At 69.6% G+C, this 18,817-nt stretch carries 17 protein-coding genes; 9 read left to right on the forward strand and 8 right to left on the reverse strand.

The window, feature by feature from the left end:
• Window positions 1-87 precede the first annotated feature (87 nt).
• Both FMP39_RS17805 and add read right to left on the reverse strand, forming a co-directional pair.
• Window positions 88-867, reverse strand: coding sequence for an SDR family oxidoreductase (locus FMP39_RS17805; RefSeq protein ID WP_141591565.1), 780 nt, complete (start codon window positions 865-867; stop codon window positions 88-90).
• Between the two features lie 81 nt (window positions 868-948).
• Window positions 949-2,109: an adenosine deaminase gene (gene add / locus FMP39_RS17810; protein WP_090484346.1), complete on the reverse strand. Its 1,161-nt coding sequence runs from the start codon at window positions 2,107-2,109 to the stop codon at window positions 949-951.
• Between the two features lie 35 nt (window positions 2,110-2,144).
• Between add and FMP39_RS17815 the strand changes: the two genes are divergently transcribed.
• Window positions 2,145-3,236: a PQQ-binding-like beta-propeller repeat protein gene (locus FMP39_RS17815; protein ID WP_141591566.1), complete on the forward strand. Its 1,092-nt coding sequence runs from the start codon at window positions 2,145-2,147 to the stop codon at window positions 3,234-3,236.
• Between the two features lie 28 nt (window positions 3,237-3,264).
• Here FMP39_RS17815 and FMP39_RS17820 read toward each other — a convergent pair whose 3' ends face one another.
• Together FMP39_RS17820 and FMP39_RS17825 are read right to left on the reverse strand one after the other, a co-directional pair.
• Window positions 3,265-3,729 (reverse strand): hypothetical protein, encoded by a 465-nt coding sequence (locus tag FMP39_RS17820; RefSeq protein WP_141591567.1) that lies wholly within the window; start codon window positions 3,727-3,729, stop codon window positions 3,265-3,267.
• Window positions 3,730-3,834: 105 nt separating this feature from the next.
• Window positions 3,835-6,183 carry an ATP-dependent helicase gene (locus FMP39_RS17825; RefSeq protein ID WP_090484352.1) on the reverse strand — a complete coding sequence of 783 codons (2,349 nt, stop codon included), beginning with the start codon at window positions 6,181-6,183 and terminating at the stop codon, window positions 3,835-3,837.
• 117 nt (window positions 6,184-6,300) lie between these two features.
• On the opposite strand from FMP39_RS17825, the gene FMP39_RS17830 reads away from it, so the two are divergent.
• Genes FMP39_RS17830 through FMP39_RS17845 form a run of 4 tightly spaced genes read left to right on the forward strand, consistent with a single transcriptional unit; the run spans window position 6,301 to window position 9,288 of the window.
• Window positions 6,301-6,786: a PaaI family thioesterase gene (locus tag FMP39_RS17830; RefSeq protein WP_090484353.1), complete on the forward strand. Its 486-nt coding sequence runs from the start codon at window positions 6,301-6,303 to the stop codon at window positions 6,784-6,786.
• A 3-nt stretch (window positions 6,787-6,789) separates the two neighbouring features.
• Entirely contained in the window at window positions 6,790-7,557 is a 768-nt protein-coding gene (locus FMP39_RS17835; RefSeq protein ID WP_090484355.1) for an RNA polymerase sigma factor, read from the forward strand.
• On the forward strand, window positions 7,550-8,104 hold the full coding sequence (locus FMP39_RS17840; protein WP_141591568.1) for a zf-HC2 domain-containing protein: 555 nt from the start codon (window positions 7,550-7,552) through the stop codon (window positions 8,102-8,104). Before FMP39_RS17835 ends, FMP39_RS17840 begins: the two co-directional genes overlap by 8 nt.
• A gap of 11 nt (window positions 8,105-8,115) precedes the next feature.
• The gene (locus FMP39_RS17845; protein ID WP_141591569.1) at window positions 8,116-9,288 is read left to right on the forward strand and encodes an AraC family transcriptional regulator; all 1,173 of its coding nucleotides are present in this window, start codon (window positions 8,116-8,118) and stop codon (window positions 9,286-9,288) included.
• 50 nt (window positions 9,289-9,338) lie between these two features.
• Here the strand turns inward: FMP39_RS17845 and FMP39_RS17850 are convergent, their stop codons facing one another.
• Both FMP39_RS17850 and FMP39_RS17855 read right to left on the reverse strand, forming a co-directional pair.
• Window positions 9,339-10,526, reverse strand: a complete 1,188-nt coding sequence (locus FMP39_RS17850; RefSeq protein WP_141591570.1) for a hypothetical protein — start codon at window positions 10,524-10,526, stop codon at window positions 9,339-9,341.
• Between the two features lie 48 nt (window positions 10,527-10,574).
• Entirely contained in the window at window positions 10,575-11,243 is a 669-nt protein-coding gene (locus FMP39_RS17855; RefSeq protein ID WP_140788585.1) for an RNA polymerase sigma factor, read from the reverse strand.
• A gap of 433 nt (window positions 11,244-11,676) precedes the next feature.
• Between FMP39_RS17855 and FMP39_RS17860 the strand changes: the two genes are divergently transcribed.
• From FMP39_RS17860 to FMP39_RS17875, 4 genes are all read left to right on the forward strand, one after another.
• Window positions 11,677-12,384, forward strand: coding sequence for a metallophosphoesterase (locus FMP39_RS17860; RefSeq protein ID WP_141591571.1), 708 nt, complete (start codon window positions 11,677-11,679; stop codon window positions 12,382-12,384).
• Between the two features lie 289 nt (window positions 12,385-12,673).
• Complete coding sequence (locus tag FMP39_RS17865; protein ID WP_141591572.1) at window positions 12,674-14,443, forward strand: VWA domain-containing protein; 1,770 nt, start codon at window positions 12,674-12,676, stop codon at window positions 14,441-14,443.
• 30 nt (window positions 14,444-14,473) lie between these two features.
• The gene (locus FMP39_RS17870) at window positions 14,474-15,463 is read left to right on the forward strand and encodes a hypothetical protein (protein ID WP_141591573.1); all 990 of its coding nucleotides are present in this window, start codon (window positions 14,474-14,476) and stop codon (window positions 15,461-15,463) included.
• A gap of 10 nt (window positions 15,464-15,473) precedes the next feature.
• Window positions 15,474-15,845, forward strand: a complete 372-nt coding sequence (locus tag FMP39_RS17875) for a Mov34/MPN/PAD-1 family protein (RefSeq protein ID WP_225888602.1) — start codon at window positions 15,474-15,476, stop codon at window positions 15,843-15,845.
• 4 nt (window positions 15,846-15,849) lie between these two features.
• Here the strand turns inward: FMP39_RS17875 and FMP39_RS17880 are convergent, their stop codons facing one another.
• Window positions 15,850-16,356, reverse strand: coding sequence for a DUF2267 domain-containing protein (locus FMP39_RS17880; RefSeq protein WP_194858443.1), 507 nt, complete (start codon window positions 16,354-16,356; stop codon window positions 15,850-15,852).
• A 107-nt stretch (window positions 16,357-16,463) separates the two neighbouring features.
• A complete protein-coding gene (locus tag FMP39_RS17885; protein ID WP_141591575.1) occupies window positions 16,464-18,809 on the reverse strand; it encodes a GMC oxidoreductase in 2,346 nt (781 codons plus the stop codon).
• Between the last annotated feature and the right edge of the window lie 8 nt (window positions 18,810-18,817).

Below are 18,817 nucleotides of genomic sequence, written 5' to 3' on the forward strand. Positions count from 1 at the left end.
GGGGTCAGCAGCCGCGGTCGCCAGACGGCGCGAAGCCGTCTTCATCATCCACACACGGGCACCCGGCCCGTTCCTGACGAAGAGAAATCAGACGGCCGCGGACAGGCCGCCATCCACGTTGATGGCCGCGCCGCTGATGTAGCCACCACGGGGCGACAGCAGGAAGGCCACGGTGTCCGCGAACTCCTCCGCCTTCCCCACCCGGCCCAGCGGAACCCCAGCGTGACGCGCCATCTCCTGCTGGAAGGACTCCACGGGCTTGCCCACCTCCTTGGCACGGCGCGCCCACTGGCCACTTTCGATGATGCCCACCAGCACCGCGTTCACCCGGATGGCGTGGGGGCCCAGCTCCTTGGACAGCGCCTTCGTCAAGGCGAGCCCCGCCGCGCGAGACACCGACGACGGCGTGGAGTTCGCGCCGGGCGTCTTCGCCGCGATGGCCAGCACGTTGACGATGGCGCCGCTCCCCGACTCCTTCAGGAAGGGCAGCGCCTGCCGCGAGGCGCGAATCGCCGCGAAGACCTTGAGCTGGAGGTCGGCCTCCCACTCCGCGTCACTCACCGAGGCGAAGGGCCGGCCCGCCGCGGTGCCCGCGTTGTTCACCAGCCCGTCGATGCGCCCGAAGCGCGCGTGGGCGGCATCCACGAAGTGCTCCACCTCCCACGCACGTGACACATCGGCCTGGACGGTGAGCACGTCCCCACCCTCGGCGCGCAGGGCCTCGGCGGTGGCCTCCAGCCGCTCCGCTCCACGGGCACAGAGCGCCACCTTCGCGCCCTCCCGGACGAGCCGCCGAGCCACCGCGGCGCCCAGCCCCTCCGAGCCACCCGTCACCAGTACCACCTTGCCACCCAGCTCCAGGTCCACGTGCCACCTCCTCGCGGCCTGCGCCGGCCCGTGCGAGGCGACTGCACCTCGCACGGGGCCGGGACGCCGGACGTCACGTCATCAAGCGGGCTGCTTCACCAGGTGCCGCTTCTGGTCGAAGGCCGCCAGCGTCTGGGCGATCTCCTCGTTCACCGCCCGCAGCATGTCCTGCTTCTCCCGGAACGGGAGGAAGGCGCTCTTGAAGCCGGAGACGAGGATGGTGGTCAGGTCCTCCAGCGACAGGCCCAGCGCGGAGTGCGCCGTCCACAGCTCCTTGGTCACCGTGGTGTCGGTGATGAGGCGGTTGTCCGTGTTGATGGTCACCCGCAGGCCGTAGTCGAAGTAGAACTTCAGCGGGTGCGCCGACAGGCTCGTCACGGCGCCCGTCTGCACGTTGGAGGTGGGGCACACCTCCAGCGGGATGCGGTGGTCGTTGACGTAGTTGAGCAGGTCCCCGTCCTCGCGCAGCCGCGTGCCGTGGCCGATGCGGTGCGCGCCCAGGTTGTGGATGGCCTGGGAGATGGACTCGGGGCCGTAGGCCTCGCCCGCGTGCGCGGTGCAGTTGACGTTGTTCTTGAGGATGAGCTGGAAGGCGTCCCGGTGGTCCTTCGCCGGGAAGCTCGCCTCCGCGCCGGCCAGGTCGAAGCCGATGACGCCGCGGTTCTTGTAGGCCACCGCCAGCTCCGCCAGCCGCATGGACGTCTGCGGGTTGATGTGGCGGATGCCGCAGACGATGACGCCGCACTTGATGCCCGTCTCCCGCTTCGCGGCGCGCAGGCCCTCCAGCACGGAGTCGATGACCGTGGTCATCTTCAGGCCCTTCTGCAGGTGCAGCGCGGGCGAATAGCGGACCTCCAGCCAGCGCACGTTCTCCGCGGCGGCGTCCACGGCCAGCTCGTAGGCGGCGCGGTAGAGGGACTCGGCCGTCTGGAGCACGGAGAGCGTCACGTCGAAGGCGACGAGGTACTCCTCCAGGCTCTCACACACCTCGCCCATGTGGATGGCCTTGGCCAGCCCATCCTCGGTGTCGGCGAGCAGCTTGATTTTCTGCTGCTCGGCCAGCTCCAGGATGGTCTTCAGGCGCATGGACCCGTCCAGGTGGCAGTGGAGGTCCGTCTTGGGCAGTGCGCGCAACAGCTCTTCCGTCACCGCCAGGGTGGGCGGCGGCACGAAGTCCGTCCGACGGGCGGACGAAGGAATGCCGGTGGCGCTGGGAATCTCGTCATCACGAATGGTAGGCATGGTCCAAGTTCCTTCCTTGCGTCATCCTCCAAACCATGTCGTCTCGCGCCTGTCCATGCACGCCCTTGCTGCCCGCCCTGGCGCTGACATTGGTGGCCGCCATGGGGTGCCGGGAGCCCGCGACGAGCGACTTCCGCCATTCCACGGACGCCTCATCTCGAGCGGGGCTGGTGGCCCTGCCGGACGGCGTCCTCACTGCCAATGAGGCGGGCACCGTCGTCCGCCTGGAGCGGACCGGCCAAGTCTCCTGGCGGGCCGCCCTGGACAGGGAGGTGGCCACACGCCCGGCCCTGCTGGGAGACAGCGTCATCGCCGGGACGGTGGGCGGAGACCTGGTCCGGCTGAGCCTCGCGGACGGCGCGGTGCAATGGCGCCTCACCGGAGAGCCCCCTGTCCTTACCGCACCCGTGGCGGATGCGGAGGGGAAATTCGTCTTCCTGGTCGCGCCGGATGGGTCCGTCCGCTCCCTCTTCACGGACACGGGGAAGACGGACTGGGAGCGCCCCCCACCCGGAAAGCCCGAGGCGACGGCCGCGCCCCGTGGATTTCCCGTGCCGGTCCTCCAGGACGGCCTGCTGGTGGTGGCGCTGGGTGACGCGGGGCTGATGGCCCTGGCCACCCAGGATGGGGCGAAGCGCTGGCAGCGGGACCTCCGGGACGTGCTGGGGATGACGTTGTGGCGGGACACGCTCTACGTGAGCACCCGCCAGGGCCACGTCCTGGCGCTGCGGCTCGGGGACGGCACGTCCCTGTGGGAGCAGGCCCCCGCGGCGGCTCTGAGCAGTCCCCCCTCGCTGGCGCTGGGAACGGTGTGGGTCGGCACGGCTGGAGAAGTCTCCTCGCTCGTCGGCCTGTCCCCTTCGGATGGAAAGGAGGTGGCGCGCGTCACGCTGCCCGACCCGCTCGTCTCAGAGGTGACGCCGGTAAGAGAGAACCTGCTGCTGGTGCCCACCAGCGGGCGTCAGGGACGGCTCATCGCGTTGAACACGAGGACCTGGGCGCAGGCCTTCTCGGTCCGCGCGGACACGCCGCTGCGCACCCGCCCCGTGGTACTCGGCGACCAGGTCATCGTCCTGGGACTGGATGGCCGCGTGCTGTCGTGGCGGCTGCGCAAGGCCGACCCTTGAGCCTTCAATCGGGACGCCGCCGCGGGCTTCACCACGCCCGCAGTGTCGACAGTGAGCGCTCCACGCGGGCGGACAGCGTGCCGTAGTCACGCTCGGGCGCGGAGAAGGTCACCAGGACGAAGCCGTCCTTCCTGGGCACGAAGTACACCATCGTGCGCGCGCCGCCCGTCTGTGAGAATTCGTAGCGCGCCACGGGCCCCGCTGGGAGCGTCCCCTCCGTGTCCTGAAGCAACTTTCCGGGCGCCTTCAACCCCGCCGCCGCCAGCACGGCCTCCGGGCCTGCGTCCAGGGCAGGCGCCGCGCCGCGCACCGAGCGCAGCTCCAATCCCCCGTCAAAGCGGGCCAGCGCCGGGGGCCCGGCCTCCACGGAGCGCAGGTCCATGCCCGAGGGCGGCTCGTACTGCACGCCGAGGTCCTGCGAGGAGAAGCTTCGCGAACAGCCGAAGCCACACCACACCAGCAGGAGGCACCAGGTCAGCGAGGCGAGTCTCACGCGCCGGACTCTGCCACCCGCGCATTCGCCCTGTCAGGCGCGCGGGCTTTCTTTTGTCGCTCCCACACGCCTCCAAACCGGCTTGTCCACTCGGGTGCCCGCTTCTCAGCCCGGCATCAGGAAACGGGCGATGATGCGTTTGAGACCCACGCCTCCGCCGAACTCCACCGTCACCTTCGCGTTGGGGCCGTTGCCGTCCGCGGACACCACGCGGCCCACGCCGAACTGCTCGTGGCGCACGCGCATGCCGCGCACGTCCCCGCCCACGCCGTCCATGTCCGACGCCTGCGAGTACGAGCGGTCGATGCGCGGCCCGTCGTCCTCATCCCAGGTCCGCTTGCGCGGCGTCGAGGGCACCATGGGCCGAGGCGCTTCAGGGACTTCCTGCTCGCTGATGCCAAACAGCGCCGGCGGCACATCCCGCAGGAAGCGGCTGGGCGCGTTGTAGCGCAGCTCACCGAACAGCGAGCGACACTGCGCCAGACTCACGAAGAGCCGCTTTCGCGCGCGCGTGAAACCCACGTAGCAGAGGCGCCGCTCCTCGGCCATCTCCTCCGAGGGCTCCCCGTCCGCCGAGGCAACCTCGTTCAGGAACGTGGACTCGGACTTCACCGCGCGCGAGTGCGGGAAGACGTTCTCCTCCATGCCGGTGAGGAAGACGGCGTCGAACTCCAGGCCCTTGGCCGCGTGCAGCGTCATCAGCGCCACCCGGCCCTCGCCCACCTCCGCGTCCGCCTCGCCCACCAGCGAAATCTGCTCCAGGAAGGCCTGCAGCGCCGGCACGTCCGCCGTCAGCGGGGCCGCGTCCACTTCGGGAGGAACGTCGCTGGGGGGATTCGCCGCGGCCGCCACCGCCGCGGCCGCCCGGTTCAGGTCGAATTCCTGCGCCGCGCCCAGGAACTCGCGGAGGTTCTCCGCGCGCGTCTGAGACTCGTCGCTGCCCTCGGCCTGAAGCGTCTCCACCAGCTTCGTCTCGCGCAGCATCTGGTCCACCGCGCCCGCGGCTTCCTCGTTCGTCTGGGCGAATGCCGTCAGGGACTCCAGCAGGTTGCGGAAGCCCTTGAGCCGCTTCACCGCGGCACCATTGAGCGCGGGAATCTGCTCCGGCTGGGACAAGGCCTCGTAGAGGCTCACTCCGCGCGCGTTGGCGAAGTCCGTCACCCGCTCCACCGTGGTGTCGCCAATGCCACGCGCCGGGATGTTGATGATGCGCAGCAGGTCCGCGTCCGAGCGCGGGTTCACCATCAGCCGCAGATACGCGGAGGCATCCCGCACTTCCGCCCGGTCATAGAAGCTGCGTCCGCTCACCAGGGTGTACGGGACGCGCGCCAGGCGCAGCGCCTCTTCCAGCACGCGGCTCTGCGCATTGGCCCGGTAGAACACCGCCATGCTGGAGAGCTTGATGAAGCCCTCCCGCTGGAGCGCCAGAATCTGCCGCGCCACCTCCTGCCCCTCGGCCCGCTCATCGCGGTTGAGCATCAGGTTGAGCGTCTGGCCCCGCTGGCGCTCGGACCAGAGCTTCTTCTCCATGCGCCGCGTGTTCTTCCGGATGACCTCATGCGCCGCGTCCAGGATGTTCTGGTCGGAGCGGTAGTTCTGCTCCAGCTTCACCACCTTCGCGCCGGGGTACTGCCGCGGAAAGCCGAGGATGTTGTCCACGTCCGCGCCACGCCACCGGTAGATGGACTGGTCGTCGTCGCCTACCACCACCAGGTTGGCGGAAGGGGGCGGCGCCAGTTGCTTCAGCAGCGCGTACTGCACCGGGTTGGTGTCCTGGAACTCATCCACCAGCACGTGGTGGAAGCGGCGCCGGTAGTTCTCCAGCACGTCCGGCCGGGTGCGGAACAGCGTCACCAGCAGGAGCAGCAGGTCTCCGAAGTCCACTGCGTTGGCCGCGCGCAGCCGCTCCTGGTAGGCCGCGTACACCTTGCGCACCAGTTGGCCCCGCTCGTCGCCGGGCGCGACCTGCATGTGCTCCGGGAGCCGGGCCGCGTTCTTCTCCTGGTCGATGCGGTGGAGGATTTCGCGCGGCTGCATGGACTCGATGCCCGCCTCGCGCATGGCGCGCTTCACCACGTTGAGCTGGTCCGAGTCGTCGTAGATGACGAAGGAGCGGGTGAGCCCCACGTGCTCCGCCTCTCGGCGGAGAATCTGCGCCGCCGCCGAGTGGAAGGTGCTCACCACCAGCTCGTTCGCCTGGGCCCCCAGCAACTGCACCAGGCGCTCGCGCATCTCCCGCGCCGCCTTGTTGGTGAAGGTGACGGCCAGGATGCGCCACGGGTAGACGTTGTGGACCTTCACCAGATACGCCACGCGCCGGGTGATGACACGCGTCTTGCCGCTGCCCGCCCCTGACAGGACGAGCAGGGGGCCGTCACCATGCAACACGGCCTCGCGCTGTGGCGCATTGAGGTCTTCGAGGAGGGCGGATTCGTGTGGGTTCGCGGGAGACATTCGGGAGGGAACCCATGCTTCTAACGTCTTTCCCCCACCAATGGGCGCCCTTCCGCAGTCCCGCCCGGCCGCTCGGCCCCCAAGGCATGCGGTGCGCTTATATAATGGAGCGACTCCATGTCCGACTCCACGTCCGGCGCCCCTTCGAGGCCTTCCCAGGCTGACCTGGACCGTTACGCCGAGCAGTTCTCCCAGAGCCTCACCCTGCGCCTCTTCGGCGCGCAACTCAGCTTTCCGGAGGGCCGGAAGGTGGTCGTCACCATCCCCGAACTTCGGCCCGAACACCGGGGCGGCGCCGGCAGCGCCAGCGCCGTCAACGGAGGCATCCTCGCCGCCCTCTTCGACTACGCCGTGGGCTGCACCGGCGCCCTGGTGGACCCGGGCCGGCGCTGCGCCACCGTGCAGCTCTCCATGAGCTTCGAGCGCGCTGTCACCGGCGACAGTCTGCGCGTGGAGTCCGAAATCGACAGCCAGACGGTGTCCCTCCTCTTCGCCACCGCCCGGGTGTACGACGGTGAAGGCCGTGTGTGCGGCCGCTGCCAGGGCGTGGTGAAGCTCTCCAACCTCCGCTGGGCGTCGGGAGACAGTCCCGCCGTCAACTGACCCTTGCCCACCCCGCCCCACATCTTCCCTGCCCCCATCGATATGTCCGCGCCGGACACACGTTCAGGGGACACCGGGGAGGAGGCGTGCTCCCCGGACGCCTCTGAGCGACGGGAAGACGGCATGAGTGCAGCCGTGCAGGGCCTGCGGATGACGACGCTGCGATTGTCAAAGGAAGCCGACGAGCCGGCCGAGGCGACGGCGCCCGGGGAGGACGAAGCCCTCCTCGCGCGGCGCGCCCTGGCGGGTGAGAGGGCGGCCTGGGACGCGCTGGTCGCACGCCATCACCGGCGGGTCGTGGTATCGCTGCTCGCACGTGGCGTCCGGGTGGACCGGGCGCAAGAGCTGGCCCAGGAGACCTGGGCGCGGCTCATCCAGCAACAGCAGCGCGGGCTGCTGACGGAGCTTCGCCTGCCCAACCTCGCCCTCACCCAGGCGGCCTTCCTGGCCGCGGACGACGCACGACGGGCCCGTCGCGAGTCCATTGCCGGGGCGGTGGATGAACTGCCGGAGCGTCACCACCCGGTGGACCCGTCCGTGTCCGCGGAGCGGCGCCTGCTGACCGAGGAGCAACTCTCCCGCGCACATGCCGCGCTGGCGCAGGTGTCTCCCAGCGCACGAAACGTCTTCCTCCTGGCCTGTGACGGCCAGGAGCTCCCTCATGCCGCAATCGCCTCACGCGTTGGCCTGTCGGTCCAGCGCGTGCGGCAAATCCTGTGCGAGGTCCGCAAGAAGCTGCGCACCGCGCTCGAGGAGGAAACCCATGCTTAAGCCCCACCTCACCCGCGACTCCGCGGAGCAGTACATCCTGGGGGCGCTGGCACCCGAGAAGGCCGCGAGCCTCGAGGCGCACACGCTGGAATGTGATCCGTGCGCCCGCCTGCTCCAGGAAGAAGCCCTGCTGTCGGAGCAACTCCACGAAGTCGCCAACACCTATGCGCCCGCCGTCCACGTCCTCCGCCCGGCCCACTGGGAGACTCGACGTCTCGCGGCCGGCCTGGCCGGTGCCGCGCTGGCTGCGGCGGCGGCCTGGGCCTTCGTCGTGTTGCCCGGTGGACGGCAACCGCCCGACGCGCCCAGGACGCTGGCCCTTCATGTCGAACCGCCCTCGGTGGAATTCGAGACAGAGGTCGCCGAGCCTCAGTCCATCGTCGTGGCGTGCCCGGACCTGGCCACCCAGGCGTCCTGCACCCAGGCTGCCGAGGAGCGTGGGCTGCTCGTCCAATATCCCTGGGGCTCGGGTGAAGTCCCGCGCTATGAGGCCCGCACTGGCCTCCCCGAGGGTGCGCTGAGCGCGCGCCGCCCCGTGTCGCTGTGAGGATTCCCGTCATGGACTTCCGGAAGAAACTCGCCGCCCTACTGCTCGCGCTGGCCTCCACCGGGGCCGGTGCGCAGCCGTCGGAAGGCGCCCAGAAGCTGCCAGTCGGCTGGTATGTGACGGAGAGCGCCCCCAAGCGCTACGAGGCCGGCGTGGACAGCAGCGCCACGTGCGAAGGCAACCGCAGCGCCTACCTCCGCTCGCTGTCGCTGGATGAGAATGGCTACGGCACCTTCATGCAGGCCTTCGGCGCGCATGACTTCCGGGGCAAGCGGCTGCGCTTCTCCGGCGCGCTCCGCATCAAGGACGTGGAGGGCTGGGCAGGCCTGTGGATGCGCGTGGAAGGGCCCGACCCGAAGCAGCCCCTGGCCTTCGACAACATGCAGTCGCGCGCCCTGGTGGGCACTGCGGGCTGCAAGCGCTACGACGTGGTGCTGGACGTCCCGAAGGAAGCCACCACCATCATGGCCGGCCTCATCATGAGCGGTACGGGGCAGGCCTGGCTGGACGGCGTGCGCTTCGAGGTCGTCGACACGTCCGTGCCGGTGACGGACCTGCTGGCCTCGCGGCCGGTGGTGGCCGCCGCCGGTCCTTCAGGACTGGAGGCCCCCCCCGCGCCGGTGGCGAAGAACGACCAACTGCCACTGGGCCGCGTGGGTGACGTCTGGTTCAACCACGGCCGCATCGCCGCGGACAAGCCGTACACCCGGCGCAAGGACGGCGTCTGGGTGAGCATCCTCGGTGAGGAAGTCTACGAGCACGGCATCGCGGTGACGGGCACGCTGGGACAGCGCGCGCTCGAGCTGAAGCTGAAGGCCGGTGGACGGCGCACCCTCATCGAGGGGACGTGGGGTGAGGAGCCCGTCAACATCCAGCTCACGCCAGAGAAGCTCACCATGCGCTGGGGCCGCAACATGCGCGAGATGGCACGACACCTGGACCCGCAGGTGGGGGCCACGTGCAACCGCTACCAGCGCACCGAAGGCCCCCGGGTGATGGACCAACTGGACGTCTGCGGCGCGGCGCTCGGCACCCGCCCACCCAACGCGCAGCTCATCATCTCCTTCCTGGTGAATGGCTTCAGCCCCACGTTGCCGGCGGGGAGCCTTCCCATTCCGCGGCCCCCCGTGCGCAGCCGTCAGGCGCTCGACACGCAGCGAACCGCAATCCCCATGTCCCCCTGAGCGCGGAGGGCCCGTGACCACGGGCCCCGGCGCGAAACGGGGACCTCCCGTCAGAAGGCGAAGTCGCGCTCCAGGGTTTCGCTCCCCGCCTGCACGGACAGGTGGGCAGAGCGCGCGCCGGTGGACGACGCGGACGTCAAATCAAAGGCGATGCCCTCCGGCCCATGGGCCGGCTTGAGCGAGGGACGGCCAGGGCTCAGGAACACCGCCGCCGTCACGGTCCGGCCAGACAGGGGCAGCACCAGCAGGCGCACGCGCTGACGCTCGCGCACCAGCACCACGCGAAAGTCGCGGCGCTCATCCAGCACCTCGCGCTGCTCCGGCAGGCGGGCGGCGTGAGCGCGGTGGGAGACAGGCGCGCGCGAGGTGCGCGCGGAGCGGGCCACCGTCCCGTCCTCCTCCATGTCCAGCGCCTCTTCGATGGCCGCCTCGCCCTCGTCCAGCGCCAGCACGGCCTGGGCACACTCGCCACAGCGCGCGGTGTGCGCATCCAGCCGGGTCCGCTCGTCCTCGGACAGCAGCCCCATGTCGAGGCGCCAGAGGTCGTCCGCGGTGAGGTGCCGGCGGGGGGGCATGTCCACGGGCGCGGCATCCGCCATGTCCGCGCGGCACGCGTCGCAGTCCTGAAGATGGGCCGTCAGCGTCTGGGGATTGGCCGTCCAGGTGGCGACCAGGTCATCGCAGCTGGCGCGCGCGGAGAACCACCAGGCGGCGTCCTGCTCGGCGGGCTCGAGGAGGTCGAGCTCCTGCCGGCGCTGCGGATTGAGTGGGATGAACCAACGGGCTCGGGGACGGAGTGCTGAGTCCAGACTCTGGAGCGCAGCGAGAAAGCGGTCTCGAAGCTGCGCGGACTCGCCGTCGAGGGCACCGTGAAAGCCCTCCCAGACGGCCAAGGCGTGTGCGGCGGAGGCGGCCCGGTCGCGAGCGGAAAGTCCCTCCAGCGCGGAGACCCGCCACATGTCTGCCTCTTCACCACCGTCGAGCGCCACCTCGACAGCTTCTTCCGCCGCCCTCAGCAGCACCGGCTGCAGCGACTGGGGCTTCTGCGCTTTCAACCAGGCTTCCACCTGAGGTCGACCCAGGCCCCGCAGGGCGGCGTCCACACCTTCGGTCTCCAACCGGGAGCGGCGGCGCAGCAGGTCACCCGCCGCCTCGAGCACTTCACCGGGAGAAGCCGTGCCCGACAGGAGCTGCGAGCGGCGGGCGGAATAGCGGGACAGCGTATCTCCAACAATCATGGGTTCATTCCTCCTGGGTACCCCGGGTGTGGCGGGGAAGGAGGCGGCTCACGCTTCCTCCCCATGCGACTCGCGATGAAGGTCCAGCAGGTAGAGCTTGAGGTAGGCCTGGGCCCGGCTGACGCGCTTGTAGCTGTTCACCACGGTGATGTTCAGGCGCCGGGCACATTCTTCGTGATCCTCGACGTCTTCGTGGTGGTACAGGTCCCAAGCCGAAGCTTCCTTCGGGTGCTCCTGCTGGAGGCGGGCAAATGCCGCCCAATACAGCTCCTGGGCTTCGGCGCGCTCTTCACGCCGCTTCCCGAACTCGACGGCGCGAGCCACCTCGGAGGGTGGCTCTTCCATGGCGTCATCAGGGTCCGACGGAGGCGCCGCGAGCTCCTCGCGGTGCTTCCGGTAGAAGTCGATGGCCACGTGCTTGACGATGCGCAGGAAGAACGTCTTGGGAGACGCGCTCCGGCCGGGCATCTGCTCCGACACGCCGCGGAACTGGTCCAGACCCCGGTCGATGAACTTCCCGACCGCGTCCTGGAAGAGCTCGTCCGCGTCCGCTGGGGAACCACGGCCGTAGCTCGCCTGAATCTTGCTGATGACGTACCGCGAGGGCCGGGCCCACCGCTGCACCAACGCCCCAAGCGGGCCTCCAACAGGCTCGCCAGTGGCGCGGCGGCGGACCACCTCCGCGAACAATTCGTCATCCGTGAGCTGCTCGTACACCGGAAGGACCTGGGGGCTGCGCCGGGGAAGTCGCCCCGGGATGTTGGGTTACGGGGATGTGGCGCGGCAAGGTACCACGTTGGCATCCGCAGGCAGCCTCCGAGACAAGCAGGGGGCGCCAACCCGGCGAAATCACCGGACAATTGGCACCCGCGAAGTCGGACGAAAGCCGCATGGCGTTCCTGACCGGATTTATAGAGCAGGCGTCAGAAACCAGGCCCCGGAAAATCACCTGTCAGGAACAGCGGGGGCCCGCGTCTTCGCCCCCATCGCTTTCGAGCGCCCGGCCGAAGCGGCCCTACAAGCCGTGGTTCGACTCCACACATATGCCCCATGGGCGTATGCCGACGGGTGGTCCGTCACTGATCCTGGAATCAGCCAACTGGCTTCTTCACTCGGGCGCTCAACCTTTTCCTTCTTGAGGATTCGCGTCATGTCCCGCCGCACCATCGTCATCGGAGACCTTCACGGCTGCTACGACGAAGCCGTGGAGCTGCTCGGCAAGGTGGGCGCGACCTCCAGCGACCGGATCATCTTCGCGGGTGACCTGGTGGACCGGGGCCCGAAGCGCCGCGAGTGCGTGGAGTTGGCCATGCGGCACGAGGCCATCCTCGGCAACCACGAGGAGAAGCACCTCCAGCAGCGCCACCGGGCGGACGAGCGGTTGCATCCCGACCACCTTGAGACTCGCCGGGTGCTCCAACCCGGGCACTACGACTGGATGGCCCGGCTGCCTCGCTACCTGCGGCTGCCGGAGCACAACGCCATCGTGGTGCACGCCGGCATGCTGCCGGACATCCCCGTCGAGCGACAGGACCCGTACCACCTGCTCCATGCCCAATGCATCCGCCCCCCGGCGGCCAAGAGCTACTGGCCGTCCAAGGCGCCAGAGGGCTGGACCTTCTGGACACACCACTGGACGGGCCCGGAGCGGGTCATCTTCGGTCACACCGTCTTCGACGCGCCGCTCGTCACCGAGCACGCGGTGGGTATCGACACCGGGTGCGTCTACGGACGGTCGCTGACGGCGGTGGTGCTCCCCACCTGGGAGCTCGTCTCGGTGCCGGCCCGGAGTACGTACCGGGGCGGCAAGGACGTGGCCCGGATTCCGGTCCACGGCGACGTGTCCGTCTTCTCGTAATCGATTTCGCGCCCGGCCGACGGGGTCCAACACGCAATACAGCTGTCGCGGGTTCGAATCCCGCCGGAGCCATTCGTGGCTCCGTAGCTCAGCGGTAGAGCACTGGGACCGTTAATCCAAGAACGGCCTCGTCACTCGGGCGCACCTTTTCCTCCCCATCCTCACTTCGCACGGGCCGCCTTCGCTGAAGCGCTAGGCACTCGTGCGTCCACGCGCGGTGCACTCCGCTCGCTTCGTCGCGAGTGGTCCGCCACGCGCCTGACCCGCGGCACGTCCCTAGGGGGACACCATGACGACCCAGACGCAGAACCCGAACGCGCTGCTGCCCGAGTCGCAGCGCGGTCCCGCCGAGCGCCTGCTGGACCTGGTGCTCGGAGGCTCCGCCCACCTGTGGCACAACCGGCCTGGCCTGGATGTGAATGGCACCTGGCACGCGGCGGCGCACGCCACGCCGTTCCAGCGTGAAAAGGGGCGTCCGGTGAAGCCGGGCCTCTTCGTGCCCGCCGCGGTGAAGCTCTACCGGCAGCTCCTGGACATCTACCGGCTCAACGCGGAGCTGATGGCGCACTTCGCGTCGTACGCGCTGACCCAGACGGACTGGCGCGACCTCAAGGTCGCGACGTGCGCGCTCATGCTGGTGCAGGAGCACGCGGGTCAGCCCGTGCGCGACGAACAGGGCGGCGTGGCGTTCCATGACGACGACTGGCGAGCCATTGGCGAAGCGATGGTGCTCCACTACGAGCGCAAGTCGACGCGCATGCTCACGCCCAAGGCGGTGCTGCGCGTGGCGGAGCTGCTGGAGCATCCGGAGATCGCTCGGCTCAACCGCGAGGCGGGCTTTGGCGACCCGGCATCCCGAAAGGCGCCGCTGGGCCGCTGGAAGCGCGTGGCGTCGAAGTGGCTGGCTGCGCGTGAGGCCAACATGCCCATGCTCCAGGGCCTGGTGAAGGCGGGCTACAAGGAGACGCTGAAGAAGCTGGCGCGCAAGGCGGGCTATAAGCCGCGCGCGCAGGGCTTCTTCGAGGTGCTCGGCTGGAAGCAGAAGCAGTCCGCGCAGGGCCACCGCGAGGTGGGCCTGAATGGGCTGACGCTGGTCAAGCGCGAGCGCTTCGACGGCCTCTCGGAGGCGGAAATCTGCGAGTGGATCGACCTGGAGCGCCTCTCCTACAAGGAGGTCGTGGGCCGACTGCCGAAGGACGTGGGTCTCACGCCGGCCATCATGGCGGCGCTGCTGCCCTCGTTGTCGGACCGTGACCTGCGGCTGATGACGCCCACGCTCGAGGAACTGGGCCTGCTGACGGACCCGGCCATCCGCGCGCGTTGGGAGAAGGCGGTGCACACGGCCACGGACCAGCGGGCGCTGAACATCGCGAAGAACGTCCGCAGCGCGGTGCTGCGACGCAAGCTGGAGGAGGCCAGCGACAACGCGGCACGGCAGGCGGTGGCGGAGGCGACGGCGGAGACCGACGTGCGGGTGATGTTCCTCATCGACAAGTCGGGCTCCATGGAGGGGGCCATCGAGAGTTCAAAGGAGGCGCTGTCGCGCATCCTCGCGGGCTTCCCGATGGACAAGCTGCACATCGCCGCGTTCGACACCCTGGGCACGGTGCTGCGTCCCAAGGCCGCCAACCGCATCGCCGTCCAGCACATGCTGACGGGGCTGCGGGCGTCGGGAGGGACGGTGCACGCCTCCGCGCTGTACGCATTGCATCGTGACGGCGTTCGCGTGCCGGAGGACGCGAAGCTGGTGGTCATCGTGGTGGGAGACGAGGCCGGAGAGGCAGGCGACCAGTTCGCCCGGGCATTCCGTGACCTCCACATCCCGGTGTCAGCGATGGCCCTGCTGGTGTCGGTGGCACATGCGCGGGGCTCGACGGTTCGAACCTGCGCCGCGCAGCTGCGAGTGCCCTTCAGCGAGGTGAACGTGGACCAGTTCGAGGACCCGTACCAGGTCCCCCGGGTTCTCAAGGCGCTGATGGATGCGCCCACGCTGCCCGGAACCGCCCAGTCCGGCTGGGTGGAGCGGGTGATGCGCACGCCGCTGCTGAAGGTGGCGTGAAGCCAACGCAGTGAGGAAGGAGGAGGCGTCGTGGACTACCGGAAGTTCCTCGGGAAGGTGGAGTCGGTGGTGCTGCCGTATCTAGGCGGTGGCACCGTGGATTCCGCCTCGCGACGCCTCCGTGTCACCACCCCGGTCACCCCGGGGTGGTGGCGCTTCGATGTGAAGGGACGAGACGCCACACCGCGTGAGCCCTCCGAGCCCGAGCGCCTGGAGGCGCTGCCGCGCGTGCGGGGCCATGCCTGGGGACGCCGGCTGGTGCGAGAGGGCGCCGTGGCGGAGCCCCTGGAGCTGATGCCGGAGGAGGAGCCGCCGCGCCTGGCGCCGGTGAGCGCGCGCCGATGGTTTGACGGCACCCTGCTCTTCGAAGGCGTGGAGTTCGAAAGCGAAGCCGAGGGCGCGGCACGCCTCGCGCTGGAGCAGAACCACCCCCTCGCCCACATTCGGGGCGTGAGTGCCCCCCTGCGGGCCGCGTTTGGCTACGCCCTGCTGGAGCGTGTCTCGCACGACGTGGGCATCCGCTTCGCACCCGCCGAGGTCCGAGGCCGGATACTCGCGGTGGCGGAGGGGGGCCGCGTTCCGGCGGAGGATTGCCTGCGGCGTCTGAACCACGAACGTGAGGCCCAGGCGGCGCGGACGCGACAGGAGCGAGAGGCCGCCGAGCGGCGAGCCCGGTCCGCGGAGTTGGTTGAGGAAGCCCAGCGACGCATGGCCCGTCTGGCGACGCGGGGCGTCCGCGGGAATCCGAGGGAGGACGGCATGCAGCGCGCACAGCAGGCGCTGCTGAACGCGGGCGCTCGTCCGCTGGACCTGCGGCGGCTCGCGGGCCAGCGATTGGAGGTGACGTATGCCTTCATGGGGGAGCGCTTCGTCTCCATCGTCGCGGCGGACTCGCTCCAGGTCCTGGACGCGGGCATCTGTCTGGCCGGTGCGGACGGAGATGTCACGCTGGAGAGCCTGCCATCCGTCATTCGCGAGGCCATTGAAACGGATGTCCTGGTGGTGACCCGGCATGCCTGAGGAGACGGCCATGTCCACACGAGAGGTCTGCCTGCTCATCGGCCACGGCGGCGAAGTGCTGTGGTGCGACGCGTCCGACAGCCCGAATCAACTGCCCGACTCACGCGCCCGCTGGGAAGCCATCTGGCGACTGCGTGACGTCCTTGAAGAGGTGGCGCACAGCCACCCCGACGGTCCACTCGGCTTCTCCGCCGAGGATGAAAGCACCATGGCCGCGCTCACCTCCGCGCTCGGGAAGCCCCTGCGCTTCTCCGTCGTGGCGCCCGAGGGCATGGTGGCGCGGCTGCGAGGCCGAGACGTCCTGGTCGCGGCCGAGCCCTGGTGGGCCGAGGCGCTTCGCAGCGCCTCCGGCATCCGCCACACCCCCAGCGGCCTTGCTTGAGTCTTCAGACGGTGCGCGTCCACAGGTCGCGGATGTCCGGCGGGAGCTGGCCCATGACGTCCTCGGACTCCCCTTCGGTTATCTGGTGGCGGACGGCATCCATCACCGCGCGAACCACCGGCTCCACCGCGTCTGGATGAAGGCTCAGGTCCTCCCCGACCCGACGCAGAAGGTGCTCGCGGTGGAACTTGGGAGGCAGCTCTTCCTCGTGCTTCTCACAGCGGTGCAGCAGCAGGGTCAGCTTGCGAGGAAGCTGGTCCTCCAGGTCGCTTGCCTCCTCACTGAGGATTCGCTGTTCCAAAGCGCAGAGGACGGACACCGCGGCCTTCTCGGCCACGGCGGGTGACATGCCGCCTCGCTCGCACAGGTGCTTGATGAAGGCCGCGTACGTCTGGCTCGTGCGTGACTCGTGCCGCAGCCGCCTGCGGACCTCGATGGGCGTATCCCGGCGGCTGGTCTGACGCTCGCTGCCCTGCGGAGCGCCCTTTCCCTGCTCACGGTCATTGGGCATGGGCTGTCCTTCCTTCATGAAATGGCGTGTGCGCCTCACGGTGCCCACGCCATCCAGAAGGAGCACGACATAGCGGTACGAAAGCCGTGCCGCCGCCTCCCCGCTCGCTACGCGGCCTTGCTGCGCACGTACGTCTCGAAGAGTTCCCCAAAGAAGAAACGCCCGAAGCGGGCGAGCGCGGCCAGCCGCTGCACCGTGCCCTGGGCATGGAGCACCCGCAGGGTGGAGAGCTGCACGGCGAAGTCCTTGGCGTTCAGCCGCAGGTAGCCCCGGAAGATGCAGGGCCCCGAAGCGTCCTCGCCACGGTAGATGGACACCAGGAGCCGCGTGGTGTCCACCCACAGGTCCGGACCGTCGTCATCATGGACGTCCTTGTAGCCGTCGACGAAGAAGCGCTCGCCGGACTCGGAGACCAGCGGGAGCTGGTAGCGCATCCGCCGCCCGCCAGGACGAGCGCCCTCGTGGGTCATCAGGTGCAGCACGCCCTGCTCCACCGTCATCGGACGGGAGGACAGCACGGGCGCCACCACGCAGCCCGACAGCTGCATGGGATGCAGCGGATGCGCGAGCGTCTCCTCCAGGTCCCGTGAGTCCACCGTGACAATGAAGCGGAACGGCGACGTATCCCTGCGCGCGGGGTCCCCGGCTCGCAGGAAGTCCTCGTCGGCCCCCGCGGAGATGTAGCCGTACATGGTCTCGGTGAACTGCACGGCCAGGGGCTGCGTGGGCCGCGGCCCCGGGGCCTCCGGAACAGGCGAATAGTCCACGCTCCAACCGTGCCGCCGGGCCATCAGCGCCACGGTGCGCTCCGCCACCGCGGAGATGGTGAGCAGCGGGTTGATGCCCAGCGGCCTCGGAATCACGGAGCCGTCGCTGACGTAGAGGCCCTCGTGGACCTCCGTGCCCTCGGGTCCCGCGAAGACGCGGCCCTCGTGGTCCACCACGCCCTCCTCCGCGCGCTCGCCCATGGCGCACCCGCCCAAGGGATGGGTGCACAGCAGTTCGTGGCCGGTGAGCTTGTTCCAGAGCGGATTGCGCACGAAGGTTCCGCCCAGCGCCTCCGTGGCGCGGCGCAGGCGTTCATCCACCCGCGTGAAGACAGCCTGCCTCCCCGCGTCCGGCCAGTGGACGCGGACCCGGTCGCCCGACAGGCGCAGTTCACCCGCGCCGTCGTCATGGGACATCACGAGGAACGTCTGCGTGTTGCGCATGGCCCCGTGGTACGGGCCACGCACGGCACTGTCCGCGATGCGCGCCAGTTCCCCAACCCGGTCGATGGCGCCCCGGTCCGTGTCCTGCCCGGCGATGGCCGACGCAGCGGCGAGCAGCGCCGTCACGGGACGCGCGAGCGCGGCGGGGATCGCGCCGTTCTCGATGATCATGCCGTCTTCCTGCCGCAGCGTGGCCCGGTCATCGATGATACCGGTGATGGTGGGGCCCACGGGCTCGCGCCCCGCGGAGGGCGCCTCGCCCAGACCCACGCCATGGACAGGGACGTCCGTGTTGTAACCGAACGCCATCACGTCCCCGTTGTTGCTGAAACGCTGGCCCAGACGCCCGGAGAGGGACAACCCCAGCGCCTTCGAGCGAAGCAGGAGCTCCGCGGTGCCCATGGTCCCCGCCGCGAGGATGACCCGGTCGGCGGTCAACCACAGGTCTGGCGCATCGAACCGCTCGCGGCCGGCGTTCATCGGCCGGTAGTACACGCGCCACCGGGCACCATCGCGCGCCAGGTAGCGCACGCCCACCTCGGTGAAGAGCTTCGCCCCATGGCGGTGCGCGTCCGGCAGGTAGTTCATCAGCACGGAGTTCTTCGCGCCGAAGTTGCAGCCCGTCATGCAGTCACCGCACAACGTGCAAGCACCCTGACGCACCCCCGCGGCGTTGACGCCCTCCTCGAAGGTGACGGTCAGGGGTGGCCGGCGAAAGGTGCCGCCCAGCTTCTCCGCCGATTTCGCCAGCGCCGACAACGTGGCCAGCGGCGGCGCGGACTCCGGATAGGGCAACGGCCGCAGCATGTGCTCGGCCCAAGCGAAGCCGTCCTCCAGCAAGCCGTCCACGTCGGCGCGGAACGCGTCCGGCCAACGCCCGTCCAGGAACACGCGAGGGTCCGGCCGCATGGCCACGTTGGCATTGATGAGCGACGTCCCGCCCAGGCCGCAGCCCGTGACGACGGAGACGTCCCCGCCCCGGTGGAGCTCGAACAAGGCCGTCGGACTGCCCACATCGCCGGCGGCCTCGGGATCGAAGTGAACCTGGAACTCGGACATGAACTCGGCGTCCGTGCGCGGGTAGTCACCGGGCAGGAGCTCCCGGCCTCGCTCCAGGACACAGACCTGCTGGCCCGCGCGTGCCAACCGGCTGGCGGTGATGGCCCCTCCGTACCCCGAGCCCACCACCACCACGGCGTAATGCGACGCCAGCTCACTCCAAGGTGACGACAACCTCCGCATTCGCGCTC

This window comes from Myxococcus sp. AB056 (assembly GCF_006547365.1).
GTDB lineage: Bacteria > Myxococcota > Myxococcia > Myxococcales > Myxococcaceae > Myxococcus > Myxococcus virescens.

Coding starts and splice junctions, on each gene's coding strand:
- FMP39_RS17875 (WP_225888602.1), top strand. CDS start 15,474: ATGTCCACACGAGAGGTCTGCCTGCTCATCGGCCACGGCGGCGAAGTG.
- FMP39_RS17830 (WP_090484353.1), top strand. CDS start 6,301: ATGTCCGACTCCACGTCCGGCGCCCCTTCGAGGCCTTCCCAGGCTGAC.
- FMP39_RS17845 (WP_141591569.1), top strand. CDS start 8,116: ATGGACTTCCGGAAGAAACTCGCCGCCCTACTGCTCGCGCTGGCCTCC.
- FMP39_RS17825 (WP_090484352.1), bottom strand. CDS start 6,183: ATGTCTCCCGCGAACCCACACGAATCCGCCCTCCTCGAAGACCTCAAT.
- FMP39_RS17815 (WP_141591566.1), top strand. CDS start 2,145: ATGTCGTCTCGCGCCTGTCCATGCACGCCCTTGCTGCCCGCCCTGGCG.
- FMP39_RS17885 (WP_141591575.1), bottom strand. CDS start 18,809: ATGCGGAGGTTGTCGTCACCTTGGAGTGAGCTGGCGTCGCATTACGCC.
- FMP39_RS17850 (WP_141591570.1), bottom strand. CDS start 10,526: ATGATTGTTGGAGATACGCTGTCCCGCTATTCCGCCCGCCGCTCGCAG.
- FMP39_RS17860 (WP_141591571.1), top strand. CDS start 11,677: ATGTCCCGCCGCACCATCGTCATCGGAGACCTTCACGGCTGCTACGAC.
- FMP39_RS17840 (WP_141591568.1), top strand. CDS start 7,550: ATGCTTAAGCCCCACCTCACCCGCGACTCCGCGGAGCAGTACATCCTG.
- FMP39_RS17880 (WP_194858443.1), bottom strand. CDS start 16,356: ATGCCCAATGACCGTGAGCAGGGAAAGGGCGCTCCGCAGGGCAGCGAG.
- FMP39_RS17865 (WP_141591572.1), top strand. CDS start 12,674: ATGACGACCCAGACGCAGAACCCGAACGCGCTGCTGCCCGAGTCGCAG.
- add (WP_090484346.1), bottom strand. CDS start 2,109: ATGCCTACCATTCGTGATGACGAGATTCCCAGCGCCACCGGCATTCCT.